23 protein-coding genes are annotated in these 22,258 nt (G+C 45.5%); 7 read left to right on the plus strand and 16 right to left on the minus strand.

The window, feature by feature from the left end:
* Position 1: 1 nt before the first annotated feature.
* Entirely contained in the window at positions 2–628 is a 627-nt protein-coding gene (locus RCO84_RS10465; RefSeq protein WP_264902519.1) for a hypothetical protein, read from the minus strand.
* A gap of 101 nt (positions 629–729) precedes the next feature.
* The gene (locus RCO84_RS10470; RefSeq protein WP_317585035.1) at positions 730–933 is read right to left on the minus strand and encodes a hypothetical protein; all 204 of its coding nucleotides are present in this window, start codon (positions 931–933) and stop codon (positions 730–732) included.
* A gap of 167 nt (positions 934–1,100) precedes the next feature.
* Here RCO84_RS10470 and RCO84_RS10475 point away from each other — a divergent pair, with 167 nt between their 5' ends.
* Together RCO84_RS10475 and RCO84_RS10480 are read left to right on the plus strand one after the other, a co-directional pair.
* Positions 1,101–1,397, plus strand: coding sequence for a type II toxin-antitoxin system HigB family toxin (locus tag RCO84_RS10475; protein ID WP_287829867.1), 297 nt, complete (start codon positions 1,101–1,103; stop codon positions 1,395–1,397).
* 2 nt (positions 1,398–1,399) lie between these two features.
* Positions 1,400–1,777, plus strand: coding sequence for a helix-turn-helix domain-containing protein (locus tag RCO84_RS10480; RefSeq protein WP_106812019.1), 378 nt, complete (start codon positions 1,400–1,402; stop codon positions 1,775–1,777).
* A gap of 248 nt (positions 1,778–2,025) precedes the next feature.
* On the opposite strand, the gene RCO84_RS10485 is transcribed toward RCO84_RS10480, so the two are convergent.
* The 6 genes from RCO84_RS10485 to xylE all read right to left on the minus strand — a co-directional run bounded on the left by RCO84_RS10485 (position 2,026) and on the right by xylE (position 6,628).
* A complete protein-coding gene (locus RCO84_RS10485) occupies positions 2,026–2,439 on the minus strand; it encodes a type II toxin-antitoxin system VapC family toxin (RefSeq protein WP_317585037.1) in 414 nt (137 codons plus the stop codon).
* Complete coding sequence (locus RCO84_RS10490) at positions 2,436–2,696, minus strand: hypothetical protein (RefSeq protein ID WP_144153686.1); 261 nt, start codon at positions 2,694–2,696, stop codon at positions 2,436–2,438. The genes RCO84_RS10485 and RCO84_RS10490 overlap by 4 nt, the downstream gene beginning before the upstream one ends.
* A gap of 379 nt (positions 2,697–3,075) precedes the next feature.
* On the minus strand, positions 3,076–3,504 hold the full coding sequence (locus RCO84_RS10495) for an N-acetylmuramoyl-L-alanine amidase (protein WP_144153688.1): 429 nt from the start codon (positions 3,502–3,504) through the stop codon (positions 3,076–3,078).
* 10 nt (positions 3,505–3,514) lie between these two features.
* Positions 3,515–3,619, minus strand: coding sequence for a smalltalk protein (locus RCO84_RS10500; RefSeq protein WP_181977238.1), 105 nt, complete (start codon positions 3,617–3,619; stop codon positions 3,515–3,517).
* 25 nt (positions 3,620–3,644) lie between these two features.
* Positions 3,645–4,226 (minus strand): HU family DNA-binding protein, encoded by a 582-nt coding sequence (locus tag RCO84_RS10505; protein ID WP_317585040.1) that lies wholly within the window; start codon positions 4,224–4,226, stop codon positions 3,645–3,647.
* Positions 4,227–5,176: 950 nt separating this feature from the next.
* Positions 5,177–6,628 (minus strand): D-xylose transporter XylE, encoded by a 1,452-nt coding sequence (xylE, locus tag RCO84_RS10510; protein WP_144153745.1) that lies wholly within the window; start codon positions 6,626–6,628, stop codon positions 5,177–5,179.
* A 206-nt stretch (positions 6,629–6,834) separates the two neighbouring features.
* Between xylE and RCO84_RS10515 the strand changes: the two genes are divergently transcribed.
* The 4 genes from RCO84_RS10515 (at position 6,835) to RCO84_RS10530 (ending at position 10,914) form a co-directional block, all read left to right on the plus strand.
* A complete protein-coding gene (locus RCO84_RS10515; protein ID WP_117727839.1) occupies positions 6,835–7,791 on the plus strand; it encodes a methylenetetrahydrofolate reductase in 957 nt (318 codons plus the stop codon).
* On the plus strand, positions 7,792–8,904 hold the full coding sequence (locus RCO84_RS10520) for a DNA polymerase III subunit (RefSeq protein WP_287851487.1): 1,113 nt from the start codon (positions 7,792–7,794) through the stop codon (positions 8,902–8,904).
* Positions 8,905–9,007: 103 nt separating this feature from the next.
* Positions 9,008–10,411, plus strand: coding sequence for a PSP1 domain-containing protein (ricT, locus tag RCO84_RS10525; protein ID WP_317576302.1), 1,404 nt, complete (start codon positions 9,008–9,010; stop codon positions 10,409–10,411).
* Between the two features lie 20 nt (positions 10,412–10,431).
* Complete coding sequence (locus RCO84_RS10530) at positions 10,432–10,914, plus strand: gliding motility lipoprotein GldH (protein ID WP_144153749.1); 483 nt, start codon at positions 10,432–10,434, stop codon at positions 10,912–10,914.
* Positions 10,915–10,960: 46 nt separating this feature from the next.
* Here RCO84_RS10530 and rodA read toward each other — a convergent pair whose 3' ends face one another.
* From rodA to RCO84_RS10560, 6 genes are all read right to left on the minus strand, one after another.
* The gene (rodA, locus tag RCO84_RS10535) at positions 10,961–12,424 is read right to left on the minus strand and encodes a rod shape-determining protein RodA (RefSeq protein ID WP_144153751.1); all 1,464 of its coding nucleotides are present in this window, start codon (positions 12,422–12,424) and stop codon (positions 10,961–10,963) included.
* Between the two features lie 31 nt (positions 12,425–12,455).
* Positions 12,456–14,306: a penicillin-binding protein 2 gene (mrdA, locus tag RCO84_RS10540; RefSeq protein ID WP_317585042.1), complete on the minus strand. Its 1,851-nt coding sequence runs from the start codon at positions 14,304–14,306 to the stop codon at positions 12,456–12,458.
* A 63-nt stretch (positions 14,307–14,369) separates the two neighbouring features.
* A complete protein-coding gene (gene mreD, locus RCO84_RS10545; protein WP_022120425.1) occupies positions 14,370–14,867 on the minus strand; it encodes a rod shape-determining protein MreD in 498 nt (165 codons plus the stop codon).
* 29 nt (positions 14,868–14,896) lie between these two features.
* Positions 14,897–15,769, minus strand: a complete 873-nt coding sequence (mreC, locus tag RCO84_RS10550; protein ID WP_264902497.1) for a rod shape-determining protein MreC — start codon at positions 15,767–15,769, stop codon at positions 14,897–14,899.
* 31 nt (positions 15,770–15,800) lie between these two features.
* The gene (locus tag RCO84_RS10555; RefSeq protein ID WP_006847875.1) at positions 15,801–16,823 is read right to left on the minus strand and encodes a rod shape-determining protein; all 1,023 of its coding nucleotides are present in this window, start codon (positions 16,821–16,823) and stop codon (positions 15,801–15,803) included.
* Positions 16,824–17,005: 182 nt separating this feature from the next.
* Positions 17,006–17,599 carry an IMP cyclohydrolase gene (locus RCO84_RS10560; RefSeq protein WP_089544052.1) on the minus strand — a complete coding sequence of 198 codons (594 nt, stop codon included), beginning with the start codon at positions 17,597–17,599 and terminating at the stop codon, positions 17,006–17,008.
* A gap of 454 nt (positions 17,600–18,053) precedes the next feature.
* On the opposite strand from RCO84_RS10560, the gene clpB reads away from it, so the two are divergent.
* Entirely contained in the window at positions 18,054–20,570 is a 2,517-nt protein-coding gene (gene clpB, locus RCO84_RS10565) for an ATP-dependent chaperone ClpB (protein WP_317585043.1), read from the plus strand.
* 191 nt (positions 20,571–20,761) lie between these two features.
* Here clpB and RCO84_RS10570 read toward each other — a convergent pair whose 3' ends face one another.
* The gene (locus tag RCO84_RS10570; RefSeq protein ID WP_317572703.1) at positions 20,762–21,106 is read right to left on the minus strand and encodes a hypothetical protein; all 345 of its coding nucleotides are present in this window, start codon (positions 21,104–21,106) and stop codon (positions 20,762–20,764) included.
* 179 nt (positions 21,107–21,285) lie between these two features.
* Positions 21,286–22,185 carry an Rpn family recombination-promoting nuclease/putative transposase gene (locus tag RCO84_RS10575; protein WP_317572704.1) on the minus strand — a complete coding sequence of 300 codons (900 nt, stop codon included), beginning with the start codon at positions 22,183–22,185 and terminating at the stop codon, positions 21,286–21,288.
* Positions 22,186–22,258: the final 73 nt, after the last annotated feature.

Raw genomic sequence — 22,258 nt, forward strand, 5'->3', positions numbered from 1 at the left:
GTTACTGCTTATTGTATTTTGAAATTAACGATTTGAAATATTCCACATAGTCAAGAATTAGCTGACCCTTAGCAGAACTCCAGTGATAATTAAAGTTTTGTCTTGTCATGCCCAAATCCTCAGCAAGGTCTTTCTGAAGTTTAGGAAAGAGTATTGCCTGATAGACTACTTTTGCCTGTTTAGCAGTCCATGACGTAATTACGTCATCAGCAAAACGAGTGACCAGCTCCATGTATTTATCAAAATCAGGCCATGTAGTCGATATGCTCAGTCTTTTTTTCCCGATATTGTCAAACGAACGGCCAGATAATCTAAAAGCCTCTCCATCACTAGTTACAATATTGTCGCTTTCAAAAGAAATGTCACCAATACCAATGGATAATCTAGCATCCCAAAGCTGCTGTTTGCCTGGAGTCATTGCTTTAAGTTTTGCTCTTAGCGCAATAGCTACAGCCAAGGCATAGTCTGGTTTATCAACAACTATTTGGAAACTATCACCACGATACATTTCCAAATTGCAGAGAGTTAGAGGCTGAAAATCTGCAGCGCATACATTCAATGTATCCAATACCGTTTGCCTCCATTTTGCAGCAATATTTGTGGAGTTTACTAGATCTCCTGTAATCACGCTTTTTATCATAAACTTGAATAGTTTGATTAAATCTGATGCAAAGATAATATTTTTCTTTTAAAAAATCAAAGATATTGCCTTGATTTTGCGTAATCAAGCTATTTTATTTGATTTTCTCTGCCGTCAGCCCCGTCAAAGCCGGAAATCTCCAGTTCTTCTGTTGTCGGCAGATATTGTTGCTGTTGTATCAGTTCATCTTCATTGAGTGACTGAAGGGTATTCAGAAGGTTTTTCAATCGATCGGGATGATTCCTGAATATCTTCTTGAACGTGAGGTCTGCCTTAGGATCTAAGTACTTCATAACCATCTGTTTTAAAATTATATAGCGCAAAGTTACGACTTTATTTTCAAACCCGCAAGAGATTTCTGTACGTATAAGTTAAATATTGCAAACATTTATTTCTTTTCTTGCGAAAAGTTCTCTGTATCGAGAACTTTTCGCTATTTTTGCAGCAAAAATAAACGATTATGAAGATATTAAAGTTCAAATTGCTGAAAGATTTTGCAAGGAAACATCCTGATGCAGCAGATCCGCTCATGCGCTGGGCAGAGTTTGTTGAAAAGACAGAATGGAAAAGCCATGCAGAATTAAAGCAAGCATTTCCTTCGGCAGATTATGTCGGGAATGACAGATATGTCTTCAACATATCAAGCAATAAATTTAGGCTTGTAACTATCGTTGTGTTCTTTCAAGGATTTCTACATATTAGATTTGTTGGAACTCATGCTGAATATGACAAGATTAAGGATATCAAAAATATATAACTATGACTATTAAAGACGAAAAAACATATAATGAAATTGAAGAGCGAATGGAGGCTCTGCTTGCAAAGGGCACCCAATTGGGCGGCATGGACTTTCTCAGCGAAGTAGAAAAGGAAGAATTAAAGGTCCTCAGCGAAGCTGCTTACGATTGGGAATGCGAAGTTGATCCCCATCCATGGCGAGTTAAGCCTTCACTCATAGCTGCCATCAAAGTTGCTTTTCGCCAAAAAGGCTACAAGCAAAAGGAGGCTGCAAAAGCTATAGGCGTGTCAACAACCGCATTAAGTGATATTCTCCATGGACGTCGTGCAATTAATTTTGATGTTGCAAGAAACATATACCACAACCTCGGCGTTCCTGCCAATGTTGTATTGGGATAGTTTAATGGTGAATGTTAAATGTTGGTGTTGAATGAAAGAAATATGGCGACAAAGAAAAAGAGGAGGGTGTGTCATAAGTCTATGGCGCACCCTCTTTTTATCAGAAATCACCCACATCCTTACGGTTTTATTTTCATATCTGCAAGAGTTTTCTAGGAAAAGTTTCTGAAAAAGTTAGAGAATGGTGAATGTTGAGAGGTAAATGTTGAGTGTTGAGCCCACTTTAAAAAGGGGCTCAGTTTTTTATTTTAAACTAATATCGATTCTAAAAAATCAGCAGGAGTCTGCACATTTTCTGCAAAATCCCTAAAGTCCTTTACATTTCTTGTTACTATCACATCTACTTGATGGAGCAAAGCAGACTCATATTGCACGCTATCCTCAAAATCTTTACGTTCAAATGATAGACACTTCTTTATAATCTCCTTATCCACATTCGTTATTTCACAAAGAGACGCAAGACCTAACATAGATTGATACAACTCTTCCCGAGAATAAGATTTGCGCAAGATAAAAAATGCATTGACAAATGTTATAGCAGAAACATAAAGTTGAATTTTTCTCTTATGGGCTAGGTCAAAAATAACGGCAGCGGGATAATAAAAATCACCTCGCTGATCATAGAAATCTATGACTATATTGGTATCTAAGAATACTTTCATTTGTATTTTTCTTCTAAAGATTCATACAATGAGTCATCTATCGCATCTGAAACTTGCTTACGATTCTTAAGCGTCATCTTAAGTATTTCGGGCGAAAGCTGATAGTTAGCCCACGCATTCTCTTGCTCCTTTACAGTTGTAACAGACTTAGCATTAGCTGACTCCAACAGACGTTCGGCCAACCAACGCTCATTACTTGCTGTCAAAGAAAGGGACTGCAAGAAACTCCACAATTTATAAATAGCTAATGTTGTCATATCATACATATTTATATTATTCCAAATGCAAAACTACAACTTTTATTTAAAACAGCCAAGAATTTTGCTGATTATTTTAATTGAATGTGAAATCTAATTGGCTATTTTAAACAGAATGACACCAAGGCTGTCTTTGGCGATACTTATACACAGACATTGCCAGCTCTTGGACATAGCATGTCTGATGCAATCACTTTCTATGAGAGTAAGAGCATCTATACGAGGTGATAGATGGGGCTTTTTAATGTTAAATATTGAGTGTTGAATGAAAGAAATATGACGACAAAGAAAAAGGGCGCATCCGGATTGAATGCGCCCTAACTTGTTAAATAAAATCGGAGGGATTCTGCTCTTGAAAAACCCTCTTAATGGAAGAGAATCAGGAAGCATCCAGAAGGTACTGGAGCTTCGTGGCATCAAAACACGGACAGGCTTTCTGAACGCCAGGCAAATCGCGATGACCCAGGATGGTACGGATGCCCGGAAAACGGTGGTGAAGTTCCTGAATCAGATGCTTCATCGACTCCTTCTGCTTAGGAGTGCGGGTGTCGCTGATGCAGCCCGATGGCGAAAGACCACCCTCGTAACAGATGCCTATGCTGTGCGCATTGTAACCGAGGGCATGAGAGCCCATACGCTCTACCGGGCGACAGGCATGCACCACTCCATCCAGCGTGATGTAGAAATGGTAGCCGATGTCAGTCCAGCCGTTGTTATGCACATGGTCGTAGCGCAGCATCTTCATCGTATAACGGTGATCGCAGCGGCTACCGCTGCAATGCACCACTATCATATCGATATCTCTCATAGGCATCCTTCTAAAGTCCACCTGCCGAAACGCCCAACGCCCCGAGGAGAGCTGTCAGTACGGTTACTGCAAACTTGATAATCTCATTCCATTTCTGCTTGTTCTTTTCTGTCATAATCTATTCTGTTTTAAAAGGTTAATTATTCTAATCCGCCTGTGTCACCGTTGCCAGTGCTGCCTGTTCCGCCGGTCTGCTCGCCTGAGGTGTTGCCACCCGTGGTATCGCCGCCTGAAGAAGCATTGTCCTTGGCAGGCTTTTTCTTAGCCTCCTCGATGTCGAGGGTCTTGGCACCCTCCTTCTCAGCCTTGAGGGCAGCCTTCTGTACGGCACGTGATGCAACCTGCTCAAACTCCATACCTACGAAGATGTTGGCAAGATCGCTGCCCGGGATAAACTGGATGTTCACACCCTTGATGTTGATGTCGCTCTTAAATTCGGCTGCGGTTGCAGCACCCTCACTGGTAAGCTGGAGGCGGAACTTGCCCAACTCGCCGAAATCAATCTGGTTGCCTCGCTGCAACTCGATGACCATGTTCTCCTGCAAACTGATCAGAACGGCTGTTACATCCGCATAGGATACAGTGGTCTGCATAGCGATCAACTTCGCAAACTTCTTGAGCGAAATAGACTCGTTCATCTGAGCACGTGCATAGAACTTAGGAACTCCTGCTTTGTCACCAAATTTTGACGCAAGCTTTACTAAACTGTAATTAATTGCCATAATACATAAAATTTTAAAAATGTGAATAATCATGTTGTGCACCGGTCTCTTCCCGAATGCTGATACAAAGATACAACATCGGCGGAGCCCCACTTGTCCACTTTGGTACGATAAGTACCAGTTGTGCACTATTTGGCTCAATTATGTATACTTTTGCACGCAAGCGTATGCAGCAGAATACTGATATGGTTCAGTCAGCTACTCCAGATGGTTCTGTCAGCGAGTCAAGACGTCTCGATAAATCGACGGATACGACTCCGTTAGCCTACGTTGTCGAATCCTTAACCCGATGCAGTCGAATCCTTAACCTTGTCCAGCCGTCTGCGTAACCCAGTGCAGCCATATCCTTAACCCGACGCAACCGCTTCAGTTGGTAAACGGAAGAACATCATTTTTTCACCTCATTTGGGTGGGCAATGACTACCAGAGAGAATTACCCTTTTTTAATGACTACCAGATTCAATAATAGGTACCATCAGAGCCAATCTTGTGTCTTCTAATATGCCCGAATGACTACCAGATAGAATCTTTAAAATACAAAACACTGAATATCAGGTAGTTAGGTGCTAGTTTTTCTTCCCTACATTATACCAAGTATATTATATATATACGTTTACATTTTTTACATTATACGTAATACGTGAGGAAAAAGATTTTTTTTCAACAAATCAGCTATTAAAATGCATTTTTTCTCTTCAAAAAATTGCATAAGTCTGAAATAAATATTACTTTTGCAACATGAAAGCGCGGAGAATGTGATTCTCCTCCCGATGAAGGACACCGAGCTTGCCCCAATCGGTAGGCCACTAACAATTTAAAGAGAAAAACGAAAATGGAAAAATTAAATCATATCATGGTATGGATTAAGCTGACGAGCCGGGGGCATAAAGAAAAACCGCCAGGCGTTTCTTTCTACGCCTGGCGGTCTTGATATTTCACAGAATAAGAACTTAGTTTTTCTTCCAAAGCTTGGTCATATCCTCCAGCGTCTTACCCTTGGTCTCAGGAACGAGCTTCCATACAAAGATGGCAGCGAGGATACAGATAACACCATACAGGCCATAGGTGAACCAATAGCCCAGGCTGTTAGCCATCGGAACGAAAGAGGTAGAAACAATCCAGTTGAAAATCCACTGGAAGGCTACGGCAATCGCTACGGCAGCACCACGAATCGTATTAGGGAATACCTCGGCGATAAGTACCCAGCAGATTGGTCCCCAAGAGAACATGAATGATGCTGAATAAACCATGATGGATACCATGCACAGCAACTGCAGATTAGGATTACCGAAGGTGATGGCCACACCGATGGCACCCAATGCCATGCCCAGAGAACCGGTAATGAGCAAAGGCTTACGTCCCAACTTCTCTACCGTAAAGATGGCTACACAGGTGAAACCGAGGTTCACGATACCGTTGAATACAGTCAATACCATCGGATTGTCAAAGCCCATAGCCTCGTAGATACGAGGAGCATAATAGAGCACGGCATTGATACCTACAGCCTGCTGGAATACAGAGAGCATCACACCTACGAAGATACAGAGCACACCGTAAGTAAGCAGTTTCTCCTTCTTCTCAGTAACCGTATTCTTGATGTCGTTCAAAATCTTCTTAGCCTCCTCAGCACCATTGATGCGAGCCAGGATACGCTCTGCCTTCGCATCCTGACCAACCATGGCAAGATAACGGGGAGTCTCCGGTACGAAACAGATAAGCAGAGCAAACAAGCCCGCAGGAACCATCTCAGAACCAAACATATAGCGCCATCCGGTTTCAATAGCCCAGGCAGCCTCGCCACCATTCAGAATCTGGTTCATACCGTTGCCCACACTCTGGATAACAGGAGCAATATGATCGCCAAGAATGAAGAAGTTGACGAAATAAACTACCAGCTGACCGAAGATGATGGCAAACTGGTTCCAGCTGACCAACATACCACGGATGTTGCTAGGCGCAATCTCACCGATATACATCGGGCATACAGCAGATGCCAGACCCACACCGATACCGCCAATCACACGGTAGAGGTTGAACACGATGAGAAGTGTAAGATTAGGTTCGCCCTTTGGCAACACCAAAGACTCAGGACACATAGATCCCCATGCAGAGATGAAGAACATCACACCCGCAAAGATCAGCGAACGCTTACGGCCCCAGTTAGAAGCCATCACACCCGAAAGCGCCGAACCGATGATACAACCAATTAGGGCACTGGAAGAAGTGAATCCATGCCAGAAATCGGTATAGGTGAAATCCTCAGCACCCATGAAGAATGCCTGCAAACCCTTCTCGGCTCCCGAGATTACCGCGGTATCATAACCGAAAAGCAAGCCGCCCAAAACGGCTACCATCACAATTGAAATAAGATAGGCTCTAGAGCCTGTTTGTTTTTGTTCCATTATTTTTTAGGTCTAAAATTTAATCACTTTTCTGTAGAATAGCGTAGCATTTACCGGCAGGAAATCTTCTTTTTTCATGCCAAAAATCAATCTCCACCTAATAATATACGTTTTTTCTTTATAAATATTACGTTCAACATGCGGTTTTCCCCCATTTTTTTTGTAAATTTGCACCAAAATAAGAAGAAACATAGAATTTAGGTAATATGAACATAGCAGATTTTCTACATCAGCAGGGCGATAAACGAGGCTTTTCGTTCGAGGTTTTACCTCCGCTGAAAGGTAACGGAACAGCAGCACTCTTCCGTACCATCGATGCGCTGAGCGAGTTTGGTCCCCGCTTTATCAACATCACTACGCACCATAGCGAGTATGTATACAAGGAACTGGAAAACGGTCTCCTCACTCGCCAGCGTGTACGCCGCCGCCCTGGCACCGTGGCCATCGCAGGCGCTATACAGAATAAGTACGACATACCTGTCATCCCTCATATTATCTGCAGCGGTGCTACGAAGGAAGACATCGAGTACGAACTGCTCGACCTCCAGTTTCTGGGCATCAGCAACATTCTCGTTCTGCGAGGAGACAAGGCGAAAGAAGACCGGCAGTTTACACCAACCGAGAACGGTCATGCCCATGCCACCGACCTCCTGAAGCAGGTGAATCAGTTTAATGACGGTTTCTTCTTTGACGGCACACCCATCAAGCACCCGGGCGACAAGTTCTGCTGCGGTGTAGCCTGCTATCCGGAGAAGCATGAAGAGGCGCCAAACCTGGAAATGGATATGCAGCATCTCCTGGAGAAACAACAGTTGGGCGCAGCGTATGCTGTTACCCAGCTCTTCTACGACAACGAGAAGTTCTATGCTTTCGTTGAAAAGGCTCGGCAGATAGGCGTAACCATTCCTATCATTCCAGCCATCAAGCCTTTCGCCAAGTTGAGCCAGCTCACAGTAGTGCCGAAAACCTTCCACTGCGATATTCCTGAAGAACTCGCACAGGAGGTATTGAAATGTAAAACTGACGATGATGCCAAGCAGCTCGGTATCGAGTGGACTACCGCTCAGGTGCAAGATCTCTTCGAACATGGTTACAACAATGTTCACTTCTTCACAGTATCGGCTGTAGACAGCGTCAAGCAAATAGCAAAAATTCTGTTTTAAATGCAAAGAAATGAAGTTATAGGTCAGCAAGAAGTATGGAACCGTCTCATGGAGATGGTTCAGGAGAACCGTTTGCCCCATGCGCTGATGTTCTGCGGCCCGCAGGGCTGCGGCAAACTGGCGATGGCACTGGCTTTTGCCAGCTATCTTCTGGGTGATTCACCGATGCTCAGGAAATGGGAACATCCGGACCTCCACTTCACCTTTCCTACCATCAAGACCGCCAATATGGGCAGCGAACACAAACCGGTGAGCCTCGACTTCATCAAGGAATGGAGAGAGCTGCTGCTTTCTAAAGGTCCCTACATCCAGATTAGCGACTGGATGCTGAAGATGGGCAAGACGGATGCCGACTATAACAAACAGGCTATCATCACTGCCGAAGAAACCGATGCCATCTCTCACGAACTGATGATGATGTCGAGTCAGGGCGGATATAAGATAAGTCTGATATGGCTCCCGGAGCGTATGAATATCCAGAGTGCCAACAAGATACTGAAACTGCTGGAGGAGCCGCCACGCCAGACGGTATTCCTGCTGGTAAGCGAGAATCCGGAACTGCTGCTCGAAACCATCAGAAGCCGTACGCAGCGTATCGACTTCAGGAAGATAGAAACCGCTGAGCTGGAAAAAGCGCTGATAGAGCGGAGGGCGCTGGAGCCAGACATGGCACACCGCATTGCCCGTATCGCCAACGGCAACTGGAACCTCGCACTCGAAGAACTGGATGCAGGAAACGAAAACCGGCAGCATCTCGACATGTTCATCATGCTGATGCGACTGGCTTACATGCGCAAGATAGGTGACCTCAAGAAGTGGACCGATGTGATAGCAACCTTCGGAAGAGAAAAGCAGAAACGCATGCTCGACTACTTCATGCACATGCTCAGAGAAAGTTTCATGTACAACTTCCGGAATCCGGAACTGAGCTACATGACGCAGGATGAGGAGAACTTTGCCAAGAACTTTGCCCGCTTCATCAACGAGGCAAACATCATTGACATCTCCAACCTCTTCGAAGACAGCAAGCGCATGATTTCGCAAAATGCCAATGCCAAAATCGTTTTCTTCGATATGGCGCTCAAAATCATCGTACTACTTTTAAGGAAGTGAAAAGTGAAGAATTCAAATGAATAACGGGGCAGATGACTGGTCATTATTCATTGTACATTATAAATTATACATTATAAATTAGATTATCGTGGATTACAAAAATATGAAATTCAGGATGTGTAACGGCTGCGACCGTGGTCTGTGCGCTAAGGGCGTAGGAAGACAGGACAAACAGCTCAACACATACGACTGGCTTGCCGATGTACCCGGCAATGCTGAAAGTACTGACCTCGTGGAGGTACAGTTCAAGAATACCCGTAAGGGATATTACCACAATGTGAATAACCTCGACCTGAAGAAGGGCGATATAGTGGCGGTAGAGGCTAACCCGGGTCACGACATCGGTGTGGTTACGCTGACCGGAAGACTGGTAAAACTCCAGATTAAGAAGGCAAACCTCAAGTCGCAGGATGATATCAAGCGTATCTACCGTATCGCCAAACAGGTGGATCTTGACAAATGCAAGGAGGCTAAGAGCCGTGAACACGGCACCATGATTCAGAGCCGCCAGATAGCCAAAGATCTAGGACTGAAGATGAAAATAGGTGATGTAGAATATCAGGGAGACGGCAACAAGGCTATCTTCTATTACATCGCTGACGAACGTGTGGACTTCCGCCAGCTCATCAAGGTTCTTGCCGATACCTTCCATGTACGCATTGAGATGAAACAGATCGGTGCACGACAGGAAGCAGGCCGCATCGGTGGAACGGGTCCTTGCGGCAGAGAACTCTGCTGCGCTACCTGGATGAAGAACTTCATCAGCGTCAGCACCAATGCAGCACGCTACCAGGACATCTCTCTGAATCCTCAGAAACTTGCCGGTATGTGCGCCAAACTGAAGTGCTGTCTCAACTACGAGGTAGACAGCTATGTAGAGGCTAGCAGAAAGTTGCCTCCTAAGGATGCCGTACTGCAGACTGCCGACGGTGATTTTCATCAGTTCAAGGTGGATATCCTGGCTGGCCTTATCACCTACTCTTCTGACAAGAACCTTGCCTCCAACCTCGAAACCATCAGCATCGAGCGTGCCAAGGCTATCATCGAAATGAACCGTCAGGGCGAGAAGCCATTGAGTCTGCTGGAAGACGGTAAGGCAAAACCTGTAGCCAAGCCAACCGACCTGCTTGCCGAAGCTGATTTGAGCCGCTTTGACAAGGCTAAGAAAAAGAAGAAGAAGAACAATAAGAACAAGGGATCTCGCCAGCAGGAGGGAGACAACAAGCCTCAGAAGAACGAGAACCGCGCGCAGAATGGCGACAACAAACCTCAGAAGAATGAAGGCAAGCCAAACAACCAGCGCCGCGACAACCGTAATCAGGGCAATCATCCTAAGGGTGACAACCGCCAGCCAAGAAACGACAGACGACCTAACAAGGGCAACAAGCCGCAGAATGGCAACAAGCCACAAGGCAACAACACCCCTCAGAATGGCAACAAGCCACAGGGCAACAACGCCCCTCAGAATGGCAACAAGCCACAGGGCAATAATGCCCCACAAGAATAAAGAATAGGAGCTAGAAAAAGATGAAAAAGACTGTTTATTTCATCGTTTTGACAGCGATCGTTCACATTCTCTCTGCCTGCAGCGGTTCGACCGTATACGATGAGTATGCCCATACACCGATTGCAGGATGGGAGAAGAACGACACCCTATCATTCGAAGTATCACCTCTACTCGAGGCAGGGCATTACAGGCAAAGCTTAGGACTTCGCATTACAGGTGCCTATCCGTTCATGGGACTTACGCTCATCGTAGAACAGACGGTTTATCACCAAAACAGAAAGATACCTGGCGAATGCAAGATAGATACGGTAAACTGCCAGCTGATTGACAACAACGGCGTGAGCAAAGGACAGGGTATCAGCTACTATCAGTATAACTTCCCTATCAACATCTATCAGATGCATCAGGGCGATTCCATACACGTAACCATCAGACATGATATGAAAAGAGAAATCCTGCCCGGTGTGAGTGACATCGGCATCAAGATTTCAAAGATACAATAAAAAAAAAGAGTGAACAGATTCATCAACAATCTGTTCACTTTTTTTTTTAACTTCTCACTAAGTTCCTTCCCGCATCAATTCTCAAGAAGATGAAAAGAAGGATGGTGAATCCCCATAACGAACTGCCACCATAACTGAAGAACGGGAGCGGAATACCGATAACCGGTGTTAAACCCAGCACCATTCCCACATTAATAAACAGGTGGAAGAGGAATACCGACAGGACACAATAGCCGTAGATACGCCCGAATTTATAAGGTTGCCGCTCAGCCAGATGTATCAACCGCAATATCAAAGCCAGGAAAAGCAGCAGCACGCCTGCCGAACCGAAGAAACCTTCCTCCTCGCCTACCGTACAGAAGATAAAGTCTGTATCCTGCTCAGGCACGAACTTCAGCTTGGTCTGCGTTCCATTGAGGAATCCTTTGCCCTGAAGTCCGCCGGAACCAATGGCTATCTCACTCTGATGCACGTTATATCCCGCACCAGCCAAATCTTCATCCAGTCCCAGCAGCACATTGATACGCACTCTCTGATGAGGTTCCATCACATGATTCAGCACATAATCGGCAGAATAGAAGAAAGCGATACTTCCCAACGAAAAGATGGAGATGAGGAAGTAATTCCGGAACCGGGTTCTCAGTCCCTGATAAACCAGGAATCCGATGAGCATAGCACACAGGAAGAGCTGGATCCACACAATGTCGAACGGAATGACATAGGTAGAAAAGAGCACGAAGAGCAGCGTAATGCCTACCGAATAGGCAAGGATCATGAGTGCCTGTTTCCTATCGCCCGTATAGGAGTTCACCATGCCGGCCGTAAAAATCTGCACCAGCAGAAGCACAACAAACTTACCCACAGAAGTATAGGTATCCCACATCATCACGTTCTCATACTTCACACCCACTACGAAGTAAGCCACCATCGACACGCCGGTAAAGAGAATGGCACCCGGCATTCCTTCGCGGTAAAGCATGAGGAAGAATGAAAGATAAACCAAGGCAGAACCCGTTTCGCGCTGACCTACGATACAGAGCATCGGCAGAACGATAATGCCTACGGCTGCCATGAAATGCTTCAGGTTCTGCATACTGAAACCATAGCTTGACATAAACTTGGCTACCGCCAGAGCCGTAGCAAACTTACCAAACTCAGCCGGTTGCAGTCGGAGCGGTCCCAAAACCAGCCAGGAGTGGGAACCCTTGATGCTATGCGGATTGAATATCGTAGCAAAGAGCAAGAGTACCAGGATACCATAGATGACATACGAGAAGGTATCGTAAAACCGGTCATCAAGCAGCAGGATTACCAATCCCAGTGCTATGGATGTGCCTATCCATATAATCTGCATACCCGAGCGGGCACCCAGACTGAATATCTCGTTGTCACCATAGTTATAGCTGGCTCCACAGACGCTCACCCATCCGAAGATGAGGAGTACCAGATAAATACCTATCGTCCACCAGTCAAGTGAAGCAAGCACACTAGGTTGTTTATTATCGATCATAATCTATAAACTATCAACTATTAACTGAAAACTATCTACTGCTTAATCCGTAGGCGATTCTACGGGTCTGCATCTCTGCAGCCCTGCGCTCAGAATCAGGAGATAACTTACCCTTGAGATACTGTTCCATCATCAGACCACCGATAGGCACACCATAGTCAGCACCCCAACCACCATTCTCTACATACACGGCAATGGCAATCTTCGGGTTGTTCATCGGAGCAAAGCCCATGAATACAGAGTGGTCATGACCACGGTTCTGTGCCGTACCCGTCTTGCCGCAAGGTTCGAAATCGTAGTGGCCGAGCATCTTACAGGTTCCCTTCAGCGCCGAACTTCTCATACCGGCTACCACATAGTCGTAAGCCCGTCGGGAAGCCTTGGTATAATGGCGTCGGGTATAGAGCGTATCAAGCGGTTCACCCTTCACCTTTCTCACTACATGAGGCACATAATAGTATCCCCTGTTGGCAATGGTAGCACCCAGGTTGGCTATCTGCAACGGCGTGAGGTTAACCTCACCCTGACCGATGGAAATACTGATTACCGTCAGTCCGTTCCATGAACCATTGTAAGCCTTATCATAGAACTGTGCATTCGGAATCAGACCGCGTTTCTCGCCAGGCAAGTCGATGCCCAACTTATATCCGAATCCCATGCTCACCATATAATTTTTCCATACGGTCATCGCATTCTGTACGCTGCCATACTTCTTGCGGTTACCTAGCATATAGTAAAGACCCCAACAGAAGTAACCGTTACAAGAGGTACTGATGGCATCAACCAGCGAAATAGGCGACGGGTGACCATGACAGCCTACATGCAGACCCTTATAAGAAAAACCATGATTACATGGGAATGCTGTTCCCGGTGTGATGATACCTTCAGTAAGATAGGTCAGCGCCTGGCTGGTCTTAAAGGTAGAACCCGGAGGATACTGACCCTGAATACTACGGTTCAGGAGCGGTTTCCAAGGATTCTGCGAGAGCCACTTGTGCATCTTGCCGCGGTTTCTACCCACCAGACGTCTTGGATCGTAAGAAGGAGAAGAAACCATAGCCAGCACATCGCCCGTTCTGGGATCGATGGCAACGATACTGCCGATTTTACCCTGGAGCAGACGTTCGCCCAAGGCTTGCAACTTGACATCCAATCCCAGCGTCAAATCCTTTCCTGCCACAGGTTTCTGGTCGAGTTTACCATTCTGATAGCTACCCTGTATTCTTCCGTGGGCATCTCTCAGCATGATCTTCACACCCTTCACACCACGCAGCTGCTTCTCATAAGACTTCTCGATACCCAGTTTTCCGATATAGTCACCAGCCTGATAGTAGTCATCATCTTCAATATCGCTTTGCGAAACCTCACCCACATCACCCAGCACATGGGCTGCATAAGGGTAGGTATATTCTCTGACGGTACGTTTCTGGACATAGAAACCGGGGAATCGGAACATCTTCTCCTGGAACACACTGAAATCCCGGTCGCTCAGCTGTCCCATAAAAAGCTGCTGGGTATAGCGCGAATAGCCCGGGTTTTTAGAGCGGTCCTTGATATCGTTCATTCGCTTGATAAAAAACTCTTTCGTGATACCCAGCGAATTACAGAAATCCATCGTATCAAGCCTGCCGCTCTCCTCGTTCATGACCACCATCAGGTCGTAAGACGGCTGATTATACACCAGCAGCTTACCATTACGGTCGTAAATTGCACCACGGGCGGGAAACTCAATATGCTTCAAGAAGGCATTACTGTCGGCATTCTTCTTGTAGTCGTCGCTCATAATCTGAAGCGTAAACAGACGAATCATGTAAATGACCACAATAGCTATGGCCACTCCACCGATAACGAATCTACGTTTTTCAAGATTGTAATCCAACATACCTTATTATATATAGCAAACTAAAAATCGTGTTCTTTTCTCTCTCATCACTTATCCGGAATCTTACTTTCTGAAACTTTCTGTCGCCATCACCAATATATAAGTGATAACCGTACTTCCGCCTATACATTCCAACCAGTGAACCCAATTAAAGAAATTGAATGTTTCGAGTGTAAAGAACAATAGATTATAAACGAGAATGATGAAGAATACGTACCAGCAATATGCACCTACGCCGATAGAACGCATGGACGGTTCCAGATCGTCGGCGCTGTCACGCGGTACGAAAAGTTCAAACAAATAAGGTTGTAGCAGTCCTACGGCAGTCATCGAAGCTGCTGCAACACCTGGCGTATTGGCAAATACGTCCACACAAAGCCCCATCATAAAGCACCACAATAACACCGCCCATTTAGGATGGTTGCGGCGGAAATGCAGTACCATAATGATATACAGCAAGGGGGTGGCACAATTGAATAGATGAATATGATTAAACACCAATCCCTGTACCAGCACGAGCACCACAAAGGTAGCTAGTCTTTTCACTAAATCTATACTCATTGCTTTTTATATCCTCTTACTATACGTCATTATTGATTATTGTCTCCATTTGTTTCGATGCTATCCTGTGCTGCACGCATAATCTCCAATCGCTCTTTCATGGCGGTATCATCAATGACACATACATCACGCAGACGGGCAAAATCGGTAGAGAGGCGAAGTTGTACGCGATACGACAGGCCATCGGCGGAGTTGAACACGTGCAATATCCTGCCTACTCTCACTCCAGGAGGGAATACAGCAGAATAGCCACTCGTTACCACATAGTCACCCAATTTAAAGTGAGCATGACGTGGCACCTCTTCCAGATAGGCAAGGTCAGACACACCACCCTTCCAGCGCAGATAGCCAAAATAGCCTCTATTCTGAATCATACAACTGATGTTCGACTTCGTGTTCAATACCGGAATCACGATAGCGTAATGTTCTGCCACCAGATACACGATACCCACAACACCCGTACCGCTGATTACACCCATATCCTTGTGGATGCCATCTGCGCTACCCTTGTCAATTGTCATCAGGTTGCCGGGTTTATCGACACTATTCGCCACTACCTTAGCCGGAATCAGACGATAGTTTCTCAGCAATGCAAACTGGTCACGATGGTAGATGCTGCTATCCTTGGTCACGCTCACGAGACTGTCGGAAAGTTTCTGCACCTCCTGTTCGAGATACGCATTGCGCTGTGTCAGTTCCTGGTTCACCTTGGTAAGTGAGAAGAATGTTTCTACATTCGCATCCCATTCATACAACTTACCCGTTACGGCATTAGCCGAGGAGAACCAGGCACTGCCCTGATAGCTGTTATACTGAAACAACAGCACCATACTCACCACCTCAAGAATCAGGAAGACAAACCAATGGTTGTATTTCGCTAAAAACTCTAAAAGGTTGCGCATACTTTATTCTTACTATTAGAATAAGTTCTGATTATCTCATCAAGAATGAGAAACGGTCTACATTCTTCAACGCAATACCAGCACCCTTGGCAACACTGTGCAATGGATCTTCTGCGATGTGGAATGGGATATTGATCTTATCCTGCAAACGCTTGTCGAGACCGCGGAGCAAAGCACCACCACCAGAGAGCCAGATACCATTCTTCACAATATCGGCATAGAGCTCAGGAGGTGTGTTCTCCAATGCTGAGAGCACAGCGTTCTCTATCTTTGCCACGGTCTTATCCAGACAGTGAGCAATCTCCTGATAGCATACAGGTACCTCCATAGGCAACGCTGTAATACGGTTAGGACCATGTACGATGAAATCTTCTGGAGCCTCATCACCCAGATCGGTCAGAGCTGAACCCACATGAATCTTGATACGCTCAGCCATACGCTCAGAAACCTTCACGTTGTGCTGACGGCTCATATATTCCTGGATATCGGCAGTAAGGTCGTCACCGGCTGTACGGATTGAGTTGTTCGATACGATACCACCCAATGAGATGACAGCGATTTCGGTAGAACCACCACCTATATCAACAATCATATTACCCTCTGGAGCCTCAACATCGATACCGATACCGATAGCGGCTGCCATAGGCTCAAAAATCAAATATACATCACGTCCGTCGGCATGCTCGGCAGAGTCGCGCACAGCACGAAGCTCAACTTCGGTAGAACCAGAAGGTACACCGATAACCATACGGAGTGAAGGAGAGAAGAGACGGCTACCAGTATGAACCATCTTAATCAATCCACGCATCATCTGCTCACAGGCAGTAAAGTCGGCAATCACGCCATCACGCAATGGTCTGATAGTACGGATATTATCATGAGTCTTCTCGTACATCATCTTAGCCTTCTCGCCCACAGCAATCATCTTGTCGGTGCGGCGGTCAAGGGCTACAACAGAAGGTTCATCCACTACAATCTTATCATCACTGATAATGATGGTATTGGCTGTACCCAAGTCCATTGCAATTTCCTGAATAAATGAAAAAAATCCCATTTCGTTTCTAAAATCTATATTATTTTAAGCTTAAAATTTTCTTTTTTTAGGGAGTTAAAGAGTTAAAGGAACATAGAAGCCACGGCAACAGTCTGTCATATACCGGGGATGGAATCCCCGCAGACACTTGTCCTGACTTCTTCCACTTCTAAACTCCTTAACTACTTTATTTCTCCGAGAGTTTACTTAGCAAACCATGCATGGATTGCAGTATCGTAGTGAGAGCTTACACCGAATGCACGCTCTGCAAACATCTTGCGGTCTTCGATATCAGTCTCAGCACCCTTTTTCTTCAGGATATCGAGCAATACGCTGTATTCAGCCTTGCTAGGAACGATCACCACGTCCTTGAAGTTTTTGGCACCTGCACGAATCAAAGAGATACCGCCAATATCGATTTTCTCGATGATATCAGCATCGCTAGCACCGCTAGCTACAGTCTGCTCGAAAGGATACAAGTCTACGATGACGAGATCGATAGAAGGGATTTCGTATTCCTTCATCTGCTCCTGGTCACCCTCGTTGTCACGGCGAGCCAAGATACCTCCAAATATTTTAGGATGAAGAGTCTTTACGCGACCACCCAAGATAGATGGATAGGTAGTGACATCCTCAACTTTCTCGCATTCATAACCCAAAGATTCGATAAACTTCTGGGTACCACCAGTACTCAGGAACTTTACACCCTCTTCATTCAACTTGGCGAGCAATTCGTCCAAGCCATCCTTGTGGAAGACAGACACCAACGCTGTCTTGATTTTCTTTGTTTCAGCCATTGAACTTATAAATTATAATTTATGATGGTGCAAAGGTACGAAGATTATTTTGATTACACAACATTTCCCCTCATAAAATAGCATTATTTAAAGGATATTTAAAAGATAATTGAGAGAAATCAAGAAATAAGCAATCTGAGCGAATTCTAATCCTATCATTTCTTCGCATACTGAACTTTCGCCAGTAAGCCCCACACGCCTGAAAGGAACCTGGGTCTTCAGCCCGTACTTAAACCTCCTTCTTCTGTCATTCTGTCCGGAGACATCTCTTATTTCTATCTTTTATCTACCCAAAACAAGACAGATTGTCAGCAAACCATTGATTTTCAAGAAATAGGCATAAGTTTCGCTAAAGGATGGGAGGAACGCACCGGGAGGTTTCCGAAGAGGAGATTCCGGAGCTCATCCAAATAACAGAAATATGAATATATAATATAAGAAAGGAGATATAAATATGACATTCGACAAATTTACAATCAAGGCGCAGGAGGCGGTACAGGAAGCCGTAAACATTGCGCAGCGAAATGGTCAGCAAACCATCGAACCGGTGCATCTGCTTAGCGGTATTCTTGAAAAGGCTACCGATGTGACCAACTACATCTTCCAGAAGTTGGGCATGAACGGACAGCAAATCGCTATGCTCTTGCGTCAGGAGATGCAACATCTGCCTCGTGTGCAGGGCGGCGGTCAGCCATACCTCAGCAACGAGACTAACCAGATACTGATGAATGCCGAGGATACCGCCAAGAAAATGGGCGACGAGTTCGTTAGCGTAGAACCTATCCTGTTGGCTATCGTACAGGGCAACTCTACTGCTGCACGTATTCTGAAGGATGCTGGTGCAAATGCCAAAGATATGCTCGCTGCCATACAGGCACTGAGACAGGGACAGAACGTAAAATCACAAAGCGCTGATGATAACTATCAGAGTTTGGAGAAATATGCGAAAAACCTTGTAGAACAGGCAAGAAGCGGCAAGCTGGACCCAGTTATCGGACGTGATGAGGAAATCAGAAGAGTACTCCAGATTCTGTCACGAAGAACCAAGAACAACCCTATTCTGATAGGTGAGCCTGGTACAGGTAAGACCGCCATCGTAGAAGGTCTTGCCGAGCGTATCGTCCGTGGCGATGTACCGGAGAATCTGAAGAACAAGCAACTCTATTCTCTCGATATGGGTGCGCTGGTAGCCGGTGCCAAATATAAGGGTGAGTTCGAGGAGCGTCTGAAGAGCGTCATTAAAGAGGTAACCAACGCCAACGGCCAGATTATCCTCTTCATCGATGAGATTCACACGCTGGTAGGTGCAGGCGGTGGCGAGGGTGCCATGGATGCAGCCAACATTCTGAAGCCAGCCCTGGCTCGTGGTGAGCTGAGAGCCATCGGTGCTACTACCCTCAACGAGTATCAGAAGTACTTCGAGAAGGATAAGGCGCTGGAACGCCGTTTCCAGACCGTCATGGTCAATGAGCCTGACGAGGTAGACGCCATCAGTATCCTCCGTGGTATCAAGGAGCGCTACGAGAACCATCATAAGGTACGTATTCAGGATGATGCCTGCATCGCAGCCGTCAAGTTATCAGAGAGATACATCTCTGACAGATTCCTCCCTGATAAGGCTATCGACCTGATGGATGAGGCAGCTGCCAAACTGAGAATGGAGCGTGACTCTGTACCAGAAGAACTGGATGAGATTACCCGCCACTTGAAGCAGTTGGAGATTGAGCGTGAGGCCATCAAGCGCGAGAATGACCTGCCTAAGATTCAGCAGTTGGATAAGGAAATTGCAGAATTGAAGGATCAGGAGCATGACTTCCGTGCTAAATGGGAAGGCGAAAAAGCACTCGTCAACAAGATTCAGCAGGATAAGCAGGAGATAGAAAACCTGAAGTTTGAGGCTGAACGCATGGAGCGCGAAGGCAATTACGAACGCGTGGCTGAAATCCGCTATTCTAAACTGAAGGCGCTCGAGGATGACATCAAGAAAATTCAGGAGCAGCTGAAGAGTACACAGGGTGGCGCAGCGATGGTCAGAGAGGAAGTTACAGCTGATGATATCGCTGAGGTTGTAAGCCGCTGGACCGGAATACCAGTAAGCCGTATGATGCAGAGCGAGCGTGAGAAACTGCTCCATCTGGAGGAAGAACTCCACAAGAGAGTCATCGGACAGGACGAGGCTATCACCGCTGTAAGTGATGCCGTTCGCCGCAGCCGTGCCGGTTTGCAGGATCCTAAGCGTCCTATCGCCAGCTTCATCTTCCTCGGTACTACCGGTGTAGGTAAGACGGAACTTGCCAAGGCGCTGGCTGAGTATCTGTTCAATGACGAGTCGATGATGACCCGAATTGATATGAGTGAATATCAGGAGAAGTTTAGCGTAACCCGTCTGATCGGTGCGCCTCCAGGGTATGTAGGCTACGATGAAGGTGGCCAGTTGACCGAGGCTGTACGCCGCAAACCATACAGTGTGGTTCTCTTCGATGAGATTGAGAAGGCGCATCCTGATGTATTCAATACCCTGTTGCAGGTATTGGACGATGGTCGTCTGACTGACAACAAGGGTCGTGTAGTCAACTTCAAGAACACCATCATCATCATGACTTCCAACGCAAGCCGTGAGATGTTGCGCAAGACTTTCCGTCCTGAGTTCCTGAACCGTATTGATGATATCATTACCTTCAAGCCGTTGACCCAGGAGCAGATTGCCGAGGTTGTAGAACTTCAGATGAAGCGAGTAAAGAAGATGTTGGAGCCTCAGGGCTTTGAACTTCGCTGGACTCCTGCAGCTATCCAGTATCTGGCAAAGGTAGGATACGACCCAGAGTTTGGTGCCCGTCCTGTAAAGCGCGCTATCCAGGATTATGTATTAAACGACTTGAGTAAGAAGATTCTTGCAGAGGAAGTAAGTCGCGAGAAGCCAATTACCATTGACTACTCAGAGGCAAACGGCATCGAGTTCAAGAATCTCTAAAAAAGTAGTTTTTTATAATTTATATGAGAAAGGTTCCGTCGGGGAGTAACATTCCCGTCGGGACCTTTTTTTTATGGATGCATTCCCCAACTTTTTGGGGAAATCAACATTATATATTTTTTACGAGTATTTCCGCATCAATCACACTTAAGACCAAAATACCTAACTATTAGCATTCGTATAATCAGTATTTATTCCCTAACAGGACGGATTGAGTTTCCGTAATACCTACTGGTATAGTTCTGCGTTATAATCCCAGAACTGCCGAACCACAGGAAATATGGATTTGACGTGTCATAAAAATCAGCCGTCCTATAATATCCAATATTATTAACGTTTTTCTGTTTTACAGGATTAACTTCAAAAACTCCTGCAGCCTTGAACACGATGATTTTGGTTTTTGAAGCGTCCGTATAAAAATGCTTTTCAGCAAAGTCACTGTTCCATGTACTGTTTTCCTGTGAAAATCCAGTAAAGGCATCGCCCTCAGGAATCTTAAACCCTACCGGACACGGATCGTAGATAGTCTTTACCACGGGCGTATTTATATCTGGTCTACCATTGTTGATACTCCAAAGGTTTAAATACTTATTATCGTTTGACGAAGCGAACGTATTTACCGCTTAATAGCAAATGGAATTTGATAACACAAAAAAAAACAATTCGTGGCTTTTCAAAAATTGAAAGCCATGAATTGGTTTCAGGTTTATAACACTTATCCTTTCAGTTGCTGCAACAGTCTCTCCGACAATCCCGTAATTTCCATCACCGTCGCAACATCCATACCTTTTGCCAGCATCTTCCTAGCAATCTCGAGGCTTCGCTGGTTCATCCCTTTCTCTATACCCTTTTCCATTCCTTCAGCCAGTCCTTCTTCTTTTCCTTCTCTCTTGGCAGTATCAATCGAATTCTTGATGTCGCGATATGCCATTTTGCTGGCTTCGTACTCCCGCTGTTCCTGCGGAGTGAATTTTGCAATCTCGGCTTCTTCAAAAAGACGGTCGAAGACCTTGTCGCACAAGGCTTTAGGACGCCGGGTAAGCTTATAGAGGTTCTTTAGTGCATAGAGCCACTTGTCGTAGAGCGTTTCCAGCTCGTCCAGCGATTTGTTGAACTTGGCGATTTCCACGTAGATAAACTCCAGCTTATCGTAGAAAACCTTGTGCGTGGCAGTATCGCATAGCTGTACATGATGGCGGATTTCTTCCTTATTGAAGGCATCCTCGTTCATGTTGAAGTTTAGCAGAGCAATTGTGTAAACATGGTTGAGCTTGAAGTCCCATTCACTACCCTTAGGAGCCTGCTCACGAATCGGGAAGGTGGAATAGAACAGGGCACGGTCTTTGAAGTAGGTCTGGTATGCATTCTGCATTTCCACGATAAACTTCTCGCCGTTTTCTCCTTCGCAATATACATCGAAAATAGCTTTTCTGTCGGTGTAGATGTCGCCCACATTCTCTGGATTCAGATACTTCACGTCCTTAACAACTTGTCTCCCATTGAACAAGCTGTTGAGGAAACAGATCAGCAAATCCTTGTTAGGAGCTGATCCGAAAATTCGCTTAAAACCGAAATCGGTCAGCAAACTGATATATCTTTCTTCTACCTGCTTCATAATCCCAATGTTATTAATGTTTCTATTGTAGCAGCAAAGTTACGATTTTCTTTTGAAACCAACAAGAGTTTTC

The sequence above is a fragment of the Segatella copri genome (genome assembly GCF_949820605.1).
Taxonomy (GTDB): domain Bacteria; phylum Bacteroidota; class Bacteroidia; order Bacteroidales; family Bacteroidaceae; genus Prevotella.